Annotated in this window: 9 protein-coding genes; all 9 read left to right on the forward strand. The window is 48.1% G+C overall.

Features of this window, described 5'->3' with window-relative positions:
- The first annotated feature begins 18 nt into the window (after nt 1–18).
- Nucleotides 19–2,262, forward strand: coding sequence for a phosphoribosylformylglycinamidine synthase subunit PurL (gene purL / locus AABI08_RS05825; protein ID WP_338344427.1), 2,244 nt, complete (start codon nt 19–21; stop codon nt 2,260–2,262).
- A gap of 11 nt (nt 2,263–2,273) precedes the next feature.
- A complete protein-coding gene (purF, locus tag AABI08_RS05830) occupies nt 2,274–3,815 on the forward strand; it encodes an amidophosphoribosyltransferase (protein ID WP_338344428.1) in 1,542 nt (513 codons plus the stop codon).
- Nucleotides 3,816–4,874, forward strand: coding sequence for a phosphoribosylformylglycinamidine cyclo-ligase (purM, locus tag AABI08_RS05835; protein WP_338344508.1), 1,059 nt, complete (start codon nt 3,816–3,818; stop codon nt 4,872–4,874).
- The gene (purN, locus tag AABI08_RS05840; RefSeq protein WP_338344430.1) at nt 4,859–5,464 is read left to right on the forward strand and encodes a phosphoribosylglycinamide formyltransferase; all 606 of its coding nucleotides are present in this window, start codon (nt 4,859–4,861) and stop codon (nt 5,462–5,464) included. The genes purM and purN overlap by 16 nt, the downstream gene beginning before the upstream one ends.
- Nucleotides 5,461–6,987: a bifunctional phosphoribosylaminoimidazolecarboxamide formyltransferase/IMP cyclohydrolase gene (gene purH / locus AABI08_RS05845; protein WP_338344431.1), complete on the forward strand. Its 1,527-nt coding sequence runs from the start codon at nt 5,461–5,463 to the stop codon at nt 6,985–6,987. The genes purN and purH overlap by 4 nt, the downstream gene beginning before the upstream one ends.
- An 18-nt stretch (nt 6,988–7,005) precedes the next feature.
- Nucleotides 7,006–8,268: a phosphoribosylamine--glycine ligase gene (purD, locus tag AABI08_RS05850; RefSeq protein WP_338344432.1), complete on the forward strand. Its 1,263-nt coding sequence runs from the start codon at nt 7,006–7,008 to the stop codon at nt 8,266–8,268.
- 10 nt (nt 8,269–8,278) lie between these two features.
- Nucleotides 8,279–9,946, forward strand: a complete 1,668-nt coding sequence (locus tag AABI08_RS05855) for a formate--tetrahydrofolate ligase (RefSeq protein WP_338344433.1) — start codon at nt 8,279–8,281, stop codon at nt 9,944–9,946.
- A 595-nt stretch (nt 9,947–10,541) separates the two neighbouring features.
- The gene (locus AABI08_RS05860; RefSeq protein WP_338344516.1) at nt 10,542–11,594 is read left to right on the forward strand and encodes a PTS sugar transporter subunit IIC; all 1,053 of its coding nucleotides are present in this window, start codon (nt 10,542–10,544) and stop codon (nt 11,592–11,594) included.
- Nucleotides 11,595–11,875: 281 nt separating this feature from the next.
- Nucleotides 11,876–13,036 carry a PTS sugar transporter subunit IIC gene (locus tag AABI08_RS05865; RefSeq protein WP_338344434.1) on the forward strand — a complete coding sequence of 387 codons (1,161 nt, stop codon included), beginning with the start codon at nt 11,876–11,878 and terminating at the stop codon, nt 13,034–13,036.
- Nucleotides 13,037–13,225: the final 189 nt, after the last annotated feature.

A 13,225-nucleotide genomic window follows, 5' to 3' on the forward strand; every position in this document is an offset into this window, starting at 1 on the left:
TTTTAAAGGAGAATTTGGATGAGTACCCAACAAACTAACCCAATGGCAAATGAGCCAAGCCCAGATATGATTGCTGAAAAGCGCATTTATGCCGATTGGGGTCTAACAGACCATGAATACGATTTGATTGTTGACCATCTTGGTCGCCGACCAAATTATACTGAAGCTGGAATTTTTTCCGGAATGTGGTCAGAACACTGTTCTTACAAGAAATCAAAGCCTGCTTTGCGTAAGTTTTGGTCGAAAAACGAACGTGTCTTACAAGGACCTGGTGAAGGTGCCGGTATCTTAGATATTGGTGACGGCCAGGCCGTGGTCTTTAAGGCCGAGAGTCACAACCACCCTTCTTTTGTCGAACCTTATGAAGGGGCTGCGACTGGTGTTGGTGGAATTTTGCGCGATATCTTCTCCATGGGTGCCCAACCAATCGCCGTTTTGGATTCTTTGCGCTTTGGCCAATTGGACAATGCCAAGACCCGTCAAATCGTTGATGGTGTGATCGCCGGTATTGCCGGTTATGGCAATGCCATTGGGATTCCAAACTTGGGTGGGGAAATCGCCTTTGATGAATCTTATGCAGGAAACCCACTGGTAAACGTGATGTCAGTTGGTTTGGTTAACCAAAATGAAATGCAAGTTGGCCAGGCCAAGGGATCAGGAAACACGATTATCTACGTTGGTGCCAAGACTGGTCGAGACGGCATCAACGGGGCCAGCTTTGCCTCAGCAGAATTTTCATCAACAGAAGAATCTGATCGTTCAGCTGTTCAGGTTGGGGATCCCTTCTTGGAAAAGTTGGTCATGGATGCAACGATTGATGCCATTAAGAAGTACGGTAAGAGCATTATCGGAATCCAAGACATGGGTGCTGCCGGCTTACTGTCATCAAGTTCTGAAATGGCCTCAAAGGCTGGTACTGGAATCGAATTGAACCTTGATTTGGTCCCACAACGTGAAGCTGCGTTGACGCCATACGAATTGATGTTGTCTGAATCACAAGAACGGATGTTGCTTGTTGTCCAAAAGGGCCAGGAACAACCAGTAATCGACCTCTTTGAAAAGGCCGGTTTGGATGCCGTTGCAGTTGGAACGGTGACAGACGATGGTCGTTACCGCTTGAACTTCCACGGTGAAACAGTGGCTGACGTGGATATTGACTTCTTGACGAATGCACCTGAACCTAAGTTGGCTCAAGAAGAACCTGCTCGCTTGAAGGAAGCGAGTGCTAGTCAATACCAGCCAAACGTGGCAGACGCCAACCAGGTCTTGCTTGATCTTTTGGCACAGCCAACGATTGCCTCAAAGGCCAGCCTGTTCCGTCACTTCGATTCCCAAGTCCGTGCCGATACGGTTGTCAAGCCGGGTGGGGATGCCGGTGTAACACGGATCCGTGGCACGAAGAAGGCCTTAGCCATGACGACCGATGTGAACAGTCGTTATGCCTACTTGAACCCCTTTGTTGGTGGTCAAATGGCCGTGACCGAAGCTGCCTCAAACTTGGTCGCAACCGGTGCTTTGCCAATCGGAATGACGGATTGCTTGAACTTTGGTTCACCCGATAATCCAGAAGTTTACTATGAATTACACCAATCAGTTGAAGGAATCACGAATATGGCTAAGCGCTTGAATACCCCCGTGATTTCTGGAAACGTTAGTCTTTATAACGAAACTGACAACAAGGCTATCTTGCCAACAGCCATGGTCGGAATGGTTGGTTTGATTGCTGATAACCAACACATTACCCGTGCTGAATTCCAAAACGATGGGGACCAGGTTTACCTGGTTGGTACCATCGGCGATACCTTTAACGGTAGCGAAATTCAAAAGATGCAGACTGGTGATATTGCCGGTCAGTTAGCTGATTTTGACGTTGACGCTGCTCAGGCAAATCAGGACTTTGTTCTGCAGGCAATCGAAGCCGGTTTGGTAGCCAGTGCGCACGACTTGAGTGAAGGTGGTTTGGGCGTTGCTTTGGCTGAAGCAACCTTCCCAAATGACTTTGGTTTGCAAGCTGATTTTGCAGGAACGACTGCACAATTGTTTGCAGAAGTGCCAGGACGCTTTGTTTTGTCCGTACCAAGCGAACAAGCAGCTGCTTTTGAACAAAAGATGACTGAAACGAAGGCAGTGGTTGCCAAGTTGGGTCAAGTAACGAAGGATGCAGTCATCGCCATCCAAACAAAGGATGGCCAAGTAACGGTTGACCAAAAGGCCGCCAAGGCAAGCTATCAAAATGCGATTCCGCAATTGATGGCTGAATAAGGAGCACACCAATGAATCAATATGTGAATGAAGTGACCGAACAAGCGGCTTACTCATCATTAAATGAAGAATGTGGCATCTTTGGTGTCTGGGGTCGTGATGATGCCGCTAATTTAACTTACTATGGTTTGCATGCGTTGCAGCACCGTGGTCAAGAAGGCGCCGGGATTGTTGCCAATAATCAGGGGCACCTGTGGCAGGAACGGGGTATCGGCCTTGTTGCCGAAGTTTTTGGTGACCCACGCCGTTTGGAAGCCCTGAAGGGCCAGGCAGCGATTGGCCACTTGCGTTATGCAACGGCCGGGGCGCATGGGATTGAGAACATTCAACCCTTGATGGCTAATTTCCATGATATGCAATTGGCTTTGGCCCATAACGGAAACTTGACTAATGCGCAGACTTTGCGCAACCAGTTGGAAGAAGATGGGGCGATTTTCCAGTCCTCATCGGACTCTGAAATTATCTTGCACTTGATTCGTCGGTCACAGGCCGAGACCTTTGATGAAAAAATCAAGGATGCCTTGAATCAATTGCGTGGCGGCTTTGCTTTCTTATTGCTGACACCACACGCCCTGTATGCCATGTTGGACCCACACGGTTTCCGACCTTTTGTTATCGGTCAGATGCCAGATAACGGTTCTTACGTGGTTACTTCCGAAACGGCTGCTCTCCATGTTGTTGGGGCTAAGTACGTGCGCGATGTGCAACCAGGTGAATTGATTCGCATCGACAAGGATGGTATGAACATCACTCATTACACGGATAAGACGACGTTGAACGTCGACGTGATGGAATATGTTTACTTCGCCCGTCCCGATTCTGATATTCACGGAATCAATGTCCACCAAGCGCGGAAGCGAATGGGGGCTGCATTGGCTAAAGAACAGCCAGTTCCCGGTGCCGACATCGTTGTTGGGGTGCCAAATTCAAGTTTGTCTGCCGCCAGCGGTTATGCCGAAGGCGCTGGGCTACCAAACGAAATGGGCTTGGTCAAAAATCAGTATATTGCCCGGACATTTATCGAGGCCACCCAAGACAAGCGTGAACGCGCCGTGCGGATGAAGTTGTCTGCCGTTGAGGCCGTTGTGAAGGACAAGAACGTTGTCCTCGTCGATGACTCCTTGGTTCGTGGTACAACTTGTCGCTATATTGTCCGCATGCTTAAAGAAGCCGGGGCAAAATCAGTCCACGTCCGGATTGCGAGTCCAATCTTTAAGTACCCAGCCTTTTACGGGATTGACGTTCAAACCCGGGCCGAATTGATGGGCAACAACCACACTTTGGCCGAAATGACCGAATTAATTGAAGCGGATTCATTGGAATTCTTGAGTAACGAGTCTTTGGTTTCATCAATCGGTTTGCAGATGCCAGATGGTGAAACTGGCCTAACGACTGCTTACTTTAGTGGTCATTACCCAAGCCCAATTTATGACTACAGTCCAGAAATGGCTGAAGCCAAGGCAAGTGGTGAGGTTACCTTTGATGAAGAGCCAACCAGCTTGTATGTTCCGCAAAATCCAGCAGAAGATCAGCGAGTAGAAGGAGCAAATTAAATGGCAAAAGAGCACAACGCTTACGAGGCAGCTGGGGTTGATATTGAAGCGGGGAACAAGGCCGTTGAATTAATGGCCGATGCCGTTTCGGCTACCTACACACCAAACGTTGTCTCCGGACTAGGTGGTTTTGGTTCTGTTTACGCCCTTGATGCGGGCATGAAAGAACCGGTCCTGATTTCCGGAACGGATGGTGTTGGGACCAAGCTCCTCTTAGCAATTGCCGCTAACCGGCATAACACGATTGGTCAGGACTTAGTTGGGATGGTTGTCAACGACATCTTAGCTCAGGGTGCCAAGCCAGCCTTTATGCTGGACTATCTAGCCGTCGACAAAATGCGACCAGCAGTTGCCGCCGAAATCGTGACGGGGATTGCCAAGGCGGCCAAGGAAGCGCAGATTGCCCTTGTTGGGGGTGAAAGTGCTGAATTGCCCGGCTTGTACCAACCTCATCACTATGACCTCGCCGCTTTTGCGGTTGGTGTGGCCGAAAAAAGTCGCTTGCTACAAAATGAGAATGTCCAGGTTGGCGATGTTTTGATCGGGTTGCCATCCTCTGGTGTTCATTCTAACGGTTATTCCTTGGTTCGCCAGGTCTTGGGTATCCATGATGATGCCAACGCCTTCAACGATTTGCCAGATTACTTGCAAGAAGAAATCTTGGCACCAACGAAGCTGTATACCAACGCTTTGTGGCCATTGGTTGAACAGGGCTTGGTGCACTCAGCCGCCCACATCACGGGTGGTGGCCTGGTTGAAAACTTGCCACGAGCCTTGCCAAAGAATGTCCAAGCAAAAATCAGCTGGGGCACATGGCCAATTTTGCCAATCTTTAAGAAGTTGCAAGAAGCCGGTAACCTATCACTCGATGATATGTTGTTGACCTTTAACAACGGTTTGGGGATGGTCTTGACGGTCCCTGCTGACAAAGCGGATGCTATTTTGGATCAGTTGGCAGAGCGCGATGAACCAACCTATCGGATTGGTGAAATCGTGCCAGCTGAAGCAGACCGTGAAGCGGTCTTCTTTGAGGGGGATGCGCCATGGCCAGCCAAGTAAAGCAACGAAAGGCCCGGTTGGCCGTTTTTGCTTCTGGGACAGGAACAAACTTTTCTGCTCTGCAAGAGGCAATTGTTGATAAGGACCTACCGGCAGAAATCGTTTTGGTTGTCGTTGACCACCAAGATGCGCCGGTTATCGAGCGCGCGGCAAAGTGGAACATTCCAGTTTTCAAGGTACGGTACCCAAGTTACAAAAATAAGGCGGCGGCCGAACAAGCCATTGTGGCCGAATTGCAGGCACACCAAGTTGATGGCGTTTTACTTGCCGGCTATATGCGCATCTTGACGGAAACACTGCTTTCCGCCTTTCCACAAAAGATTGTCAACCTGCACCCGGCCTTGTTGCCTAAGTTCCCTGGTCGCCATAGTATCCTCGATGCTTATGAGGCCGGTGTCCGACAAACGGGTGTGACTGTTCACTTCATCGACAACGGTATTGATACTGGACCAGCAATTGCCCAGCAGGCAGTGCCACGATTGTCAGAAGATTCACTGGAAGATTTGACTGAACGAATTCACGCAGTTGAACATGAACTTTATCCAGCAGTATTAGCTGATTTACTAGAAAAAGGGGTATTTTTACAATGAAACGGGCCTTATTAAGCGTTTCCGATAAGACAGGTTTGGTAGACTTTGCCAAGCAATTAGTAGCATTAGACTTTGAATTGGTTTCAACTGGTGGCACACACAAGGCTTTGGCCGATGCCGGTTTGGATGTCATTGGCATTGAAGATGTCACGAACTTCCCAGAAATGTTGGATGGTCGTGTGAAGACTTTGCACCCCCGCGTGCACGGTGCTTTGTTGGCCCGTCGCGACTTGCCTGAACACATGGCAACTTTGAAGGAACATGACATTACGCCAATCGATATGGTGGTTGTCAACTTGTATCCATTCAAGGAAACCATTTTGAAGCCTGACGTTACCGATGCGGATGCCATTGAAAACATTGATATCGGTGGCCCATCAATGTTGCGTTCAGCAGCCAAAAACTTTGCTGCTGTTTTGCCAGTTGTTGATCCAACGGATTACGAAGCAGTGATTGCCCATTTGAAGAGTGGCGAAGATGACCAAAAGTTCCGCCGCCAATTGGCAACGAAGGTCTTCCAACACACTGCCGCTTATGATGCCTTGATTGCTTCATACCTGACTGACAAGGAATTCCCAGAACAATTGACAATTTCTGGTGAAAAGTTTGATGACATGCGCTACGGTGAAAACCCAGACCAAAACGCTGCTGTTTATACAAGTGCATTGCCTGAAAAGTATTCAATCTTGAATGCTGATATCTTGCACGGTAAGCAATTGTCTTACAACAATATTCGCGATGCTGATGCAGCCTTGCGCATCATTGCTGAATACGATGAAACAACAGTCGTAACGGTTAAGCACATGAACCCAGCCGGTATTGGTCAGGGCGCAACGATTGAAGAAGCTTGGGACCAAGCCTTTGCTGCCGATGATATTTCAATCTTTGGTGGTATCGTTGCCTTGAACCGCGAAGTTGATTTGACAACTGCTGAAAAGATGCACGCGATTTTCTTGGAAATCATTATTGCCCCAAGCTTTACCAAGGAAGCCTATGAAGTTTTGGCTAAGAAGAAGAACTTGCGTCTTTTGACTTTGCCATTCACAACGGATGTGCCAAATCAGACTGAAGTAACTTCTGTCTTGGGTGGCTTTGTTGCCCAGGACCGTGACTTGTTGTCCGAAACAGAAGCTGATTTTAAGGTCGTATCAAAGGCACAACCAACTGCTGAACAGTTGAAGGCAATGGTCTTCGCACAAAAGGCTGTTAAGCACACGAAGTCCAATGCCATTGTGGTGGCCCGTGATGGCCAAACATTGGGTGTTGGAGCCGGTCAACCAAACCGAATCGACTCAGTGAAGATGTCAATTGAAAAGGCCAAGGCAAAGCCTGGCTTTGAAGATGCTGTTTTGGCATCTGATGCCTTCTTCCCAATGGATGATTCAGTGGCTTACGCCGCTGAAAACGGCATCAAGGCAGTGGTTGAACCTGGTGGATCCATCAAGGACCAAGATTCAATTGATAAGGCCGATGAATTGGGCTTGGTTTTGGTCTTCTCAGGTCGTCGTCACTTCAAGCATTAAGCAAGAGGAACAATCGTTATGGCAAAGGTATTAGTAATTGGTTCAGGTGCGCGTGAACATGCGCTCGCCCAAACATTTTTGAGAAGTCCCCAGGTCGATGAAGTCTTCGTGGCTCCTGGGAATGATGGCATGCAGGAAGAAAGCTTGACTCGCTTACCCATTGGGGCAAACGACTTAGACGCCCTGGTGCAGGCTGCTCAAGAGAAACAGGTCGATTTGACCTTTGTCGGCAACGAAGATCCTTTGATTTTAGGGATTGTTGACCGCTTTGAGGCAGCAGGCTTGAAGATTTTTGGTCCAAATGCCGTTGCTGCACAATTGGAAGGGTCAAAGACCTTTGCCAAGGAAATTTTAACTGCTAACCAAATTCCAACGGCCAAGGCCGTTACGGTGACAAGCCAAGACGAAGCCAAGGCAGCGATTGCTAGCTTTGATTGGCCAATGGTCTTTAAGCTTGATGGTCTGGCGCTCGGTAAGGGTGTCACCATCATCGAAGACCAATCGAGTGCTGATGAATACCTGCAAAGTTTGTACAAGAAGGATCCAACCGCTAAATTAGTGATTGAGGAATTCTTGAACGGGGTTGAATTTTCCATCTTCTCTTTGGTGGGTCAAGATGGCCAGGTTGTCCACGCGCCAATGGCACAGGACCATAAGCGCCGCTATGACCATGACCGCGGACCAAATACCGGTGGAATGGGGGCTTACAGTCCACTTTCTTGGTTGCGTCCAGCAGATGCCAAGCAGGCGGTTGATGAGTTAGTAACGCCAATGTTAGCTGCCATGGCTGACCGGGGCACACCCTTTACCGGTGTCTTATATACTGGGGTGATGCTCACTGCAGCCGGACCAAAGGTGATTGAATTTAATGTTCGCTTTGGGGATCCAGAGGCCCAGGTAGTCTTGCCCCAGCTCCAATCTGATTTTTATCAATTGATTTTGGATTTGTTGGCAGGTCAGGAGCCAGAAGTACAGTGGCAAGAAGATGATGTATACTTAGGGGTAGTACTGGCGGCGCCAGGCTATCCACAGGCACCCGAAAAGGGTGGCGTGGTGCCGACGGCGGCTGATTTGTCACCATTGACGGTCAATTACGCCGGTGCTAAACTTGCTGAAAATGGCTTGGTCGCTAGCGGTGGTCGTGTGGCCACGGTTGTTGGTCATGCCAAGGACACGGCGAGTGCGCAAGCTCTAGTATATGATGTTTTGGATAAGACCCATGGTGACTTAGTTTATCGTCATGACATTGGTCATTGGGCGGTTGACTTAGCGAAAGAATGAGGATGTGCCAGTGAAAACAGATATCGAAATTGCACAAGAAGCGGTTGTTCAACCGATCAGCGAGGTTGCCGAAAAAGCAGGCCTTAAGGCGCATGAAATTGAGCCTTACGGCTACGATAAGGCCAAGATTAACCTAGATAAAAGTGTTAATCGTAAATCAGACTTAGGGAAGCTAATTTTGGTGACGTCGATTAATCCAACACCGGCTGGTGAAGGAAAGTCAACCGTAACGGTTGGCTTGGCGGATGCCTTAAGTTTGGCTGGACAGAAAACCATGATTGCCTTGCGGGAACCTTCCCTTGGCCCAGTGATGGGCCTCAAGGGTGGGGCGACCGGTGGTGGTTACTCGCAAGTGATTCCAATGGCTGATATCAACCTGCATTTCACTGGTGATTTCCACGCTTTGACGAGTGCTCACAATACACTGGCGGCGGCGCTGGATAACAGTATTTACCAGGGCAACCCATTAAAGATTGATCCACGTCGCGTTTTGTGGAAGCGGGTTTTGGATATTAACGACCGTGCCTTGCGTCACACGACGATTGGTCTTGGTGGACCAACTTCAGGTGTCCCACGCGAAGACGGCTTTGATATCACGGTCGCTTCGGAGTTGATGGCGGTCTTGACCCTCTCAACTGATTTGCAAGACTTGAAGAAGCGGATTAAAAAGATTGTCGTGGCTTACAACTACGATAAGGAACCGGTCACGGTTGCTGATTTGGGTGTGGCTGGCGCCTTGACCGTTCTCTTGAAGGACGCGATTAAGCCCAACTTAGTTCAGACGTTGGCCCATACACCGGCCATTATTCACGGCGGTCCATTTGCCAATATCGCGCAGGGAACGAACTCCGTTTTGGCAACGAAGACGGCGTTGAAGCTGGCGGACTACGTTGTCACGGAAGCTGGTTTCGGTGCAGACCTTGGTGGCGAGAAGTTTATGGACATCAAGGTGCCAAAGCTTGGCAAGGCACCCGATGCGGTCGTGGTTGTTGCGACCGTTCGTGCCTTGAAGCACCACGGTGGTGCCGCGCTAGCTGATTTGAACCAGGAAGACCTGACAGCCTTAAAGGCTGGGTTGGAAAACCTTGGTCAAAACATCAAGGCTATGCAACGCTATGGTCGCCCAGTTTTGGTGGCGGTGAACCGGTTCACGGCTGATACCGACGCTGAAATTAAGATGATTGAAGACTTTGTAGCGACACTGGGTGCCCAGGTCTTCTTGGCCGATGTTTGGGCCCAGGGTGGTGCTGGTGCCAAGTACCTTGCCCAGGCCGTGGTTGAAACCATTGACCAGGCGGATGCTGATTTTACCCCACTGTACCAAGAAGATGCGCCTGCATTGGAGAAGTTGCAGGCCATTGTTGAAAATATTTATGGCGGCGCAGCTGTCGAACTATCTGCTAAAGCGGAAAAGCAATTGAAGGACTTTGCGCAATACGGTTGGGACAAGTTGCCAATCGTGATGGCGAAGACGCAATACTCGCTTTCTGATGATCCGAAGAAATTAGGTGCACCGAAGGACTTTACGGTCCATATCCGTGAGTTCGTGCCTAAGCTAGGTGCAGGATTCTTAGTTGCCCTGACTGGGTCAATTTTGACCATGCCTGGCTTGCCAAAGCATCCGGCTGCCTTGGACATCGATATTGATGAAAACGGGCAGATTACCGGTTTGTTCTAATGATCTGAATGATTAAAGGTTCTTGTTTTTGGTTGTCATTGTCGTGCCTTGAAGAGGGCGATGGCTGAAAAATCAGGATCATTATCAATAAAAAAGATTTCTGAATTAATTCAGAAATCTTTTTTTTGTGTCTGTTACTAGTGTTCATGTGGTACCAAATCGAATGGGAATCGTTAGCTCACATAAAATTAATAAAAAAATAAAATTAGTGTTGACTCATCAAATTCTCATGTTATAATAAAGTCATCATTAAACAAGACGAAGAAAGAAAGGCGGTTTCACTTATGAAGAATACTATGAATCAAAGTCAAATCGCTCAATCTCAATTCGCGTTGTTGCTCAGCTTGCTAATGTACTCCTAGTAAGTTGATTTTTGAGTTTGTCAGCTATTGGGAGAAAACTTCCAGTAGCTGCTTGGGCAAAAGGCCCCGGCAGTGAAAACACTGCCGGGGCCTTTTTTATTTAGTAAAGGAGAGAAGCGATGGACATTAGTCGTCAAGCAAAAATTGAAGAAGATGTGACTGATTTTGAAAAGGCCGAAACAACAGCGGTTAATCAAAATGAGGGTAAGCAGGACAAAGAGTCTGTGAAGGAGATGGTTTATAACGTTAGTGCAGCGGTTTCCAACGCCATTTTGGTGACTTTGGGGATGGGCTTGTTGTTGCAAACGATTGCCGGATTCATTCACTGGGCACCAATGATCCAGTTGGGATCCATCACGAAAATCATTTTGCCGGCCGCCTTTGGTGCTGCGATTGCTTCACAATTGAAGACGAATACGATGGTTATGTTCTCAGCCATGGCTGCCTCAACGGTTGGCGCCAACGCCGTTTTCTTCACTACTTCAAGCATGAAGTTGGCGACGGTCACAGGTTTCTCGAGTGCACAAGCGGTTGGCTCAACCGTGATTACAACTGGTCAACCAATTTCAGCCGTTTTGGCTGGTTTGATTGCCGTCCTCTTTGGGAAGTGGTTGTCTGGTAAAACACCATTGGATATGGTGATTGTGCCGGCCTTGACGACGATTGTTGGGACAGTATCCGGTTACTACTTAGCCATTGTGACAACACCAATCCTGGTTAAGATGGGTGAAATGATTACAGCAAGTATTGCAGTTAACCCCGTTATTGGAACAGCCTGTGTTGCCATGGTCTTCGGTGCTTTGACGATGACGCCCGCTTCAGCCGCCGCTTTGGCGGTAGCGATTGGCGCAACCGGTGTTAGCTCACCCGAAGCAGCCGGTGCCATTTTGATTGGTACGACCGCTGTCTTCGTTTCTTATCCAGCAATGTCTTTCCATGAAAATAAGATTGGGGCAACAATTGCTCAAGGAATTGTTACTCCGAAGATTCAGTTCCCGAACATTATTGAAAACCCAATGTTGCTGATTCCCCCAATGGTAGGCGCAGCGATTGCAGCACCAATTGCGACAATCGGCTTCCATATTACTGTACCGTTCGCAATGGCAGGAATTGGTTTCAACTCCTTCATCGTTCCTTTGGCACTTTTCGGTAAGGGCATGACGGTCTTTGGTGCTTACATGGCCTTCGGTGTGGCGGTACCAGTTGTGATTTCCTTTATCCTGTATCGAATCATGCGTAAGATTGGTTGGATCAAGGCCGGTCAGACGCATCTGGAAATGGTTTAATTAAATTAGAAAAATTAGTGTTGACCAATCAAATTCTAATGTTATAATTAATTTATCATATAAAGAAGAGAGGGTGATGATCATGTACAAGTTAATGCGAACAAATCAGGCCCAATCACAAGTCATTATTATTGTCAGCTTACTAAACAATTAAACTAGTAGGTTGGTTTTAAGTGCTCAGCTACTAGTTCTTAGTAACTGAGTGTTAAAGGTCCTAACGCTTAGCGTTAGGGCCTTTTAATTTGTGATTGGTTAAAGGGAAGAAAAGGGGAGTGATGCATATGGATGCAAGAGTAACGGGAGATAAAGTCCAAGAAGATGCTTTGGACTTTGAAAAATCAGAAACGGCTGTTGAAACAGCTCCAAAAGATCAAGAAACATTAAAAGAGAAGGTTTATAACGTCAGTGCGGCCATTTCAAATGCCATCTTGGTCACGCTTGGAATGGGCTTTTTGATGCAGTCCATTGGTGGGTTGACTCATTGGCCAGTGTTGGTGCAATTGGGATTGATTACTAAGGTTATGTTGCCAGCAGCCTTTGGTGTGGCGATTGCCTCACAGTTAAAGACCAATACCATGGTCATGTTTTCAGCAATGGCTGCTTCGACAGTTGGCGCTAACGCTGCCTTTTTCACGACTTCAACAATGAAGTTGTCAACGGTTACCGGCTTTGTAAGTGTTCAGGTACCAAGTTCAATCGTTTTGACCACGGGACAACCAATTTCAGCCGTTATGGCTGGTTTGGTAGCGGTTCTCTTTGGGAAGTGGCTGACTGGTAAAACGCCGTTGGATATGATTATCGTGCCGGCATTAACAACATTGGTGGGAACCGTTTCAGGTTACTACTTGGCTCGTGTCACGACACCAATTTTGGTTGGTATGGGTAAGGCCATCGCCGCCACTGTTAGCTGGAGCCCAGTTGTTGGAACGGCCTTGGTTGCCATGTTGTTTGCTGTCTTCTTGATGACGCCAGCTTCATCTGCCGCCTTAGCGGTGGCCATCGGTGCAACCGGTGTTAGCTCACCAATGGGTGCCGGTGCTATGTTAGTTGGAACGGCTGCTATGTTTGCCGCTTATCCTGCCATGTCTTTCCACGAAAACAAGCCAGGAACCTTTATCGCACAAGCATTTGTTACGCCTAAGATCCAATTTCCAAACTTGGTCCGCAATCCATGGCTCTTTGTGCCACCAGTTGTCTCAGCAGCTGTCTGTGCACCAATCGCTGCGGTTGCCTTCCATTTGACGGTACCATTCTCTTTGGCAGGAATGGGCTTGACTTCATTGATCGTGCCACTTGATTTGGCAACGAAGAATCCCGAAATGTTGGGAACCTTCCTGGTCTTCGGAGTTGCTTTGCCTGCTTTCATGTCCTTCGTGCTATACCGGGTCTTCTTGAAGATGGGCTTGGTCAAGAGTGGTCAGACACACTTGGATGTTATCTAATTTCATTATCAAAAAATCCCTTCGGGGATTTTTTTAGTTGCTGTGACGGCTTTTGCTTTCCTTTGGGCCGTTATCCTATAAGATTGAAACGGGACAGGCGTGTACCCGTCAGGTGGTTTGCAAATAGCGACCAAACCACGTCCAAAGGTTGAAGTAGTGTTTAACTGGGCAATGAATAAATGGACATGG

It is taken from the genome of Fructobacillus evanidus (assembly GCF_963580165.1).
In the GTDB taxonomy this organism is placed as follows: Bacteria; Bacillota; Bacilli; order Lactobacillales; family Lactobacillaceae; genus Fructobacillus; species Fructobacillus evanidus.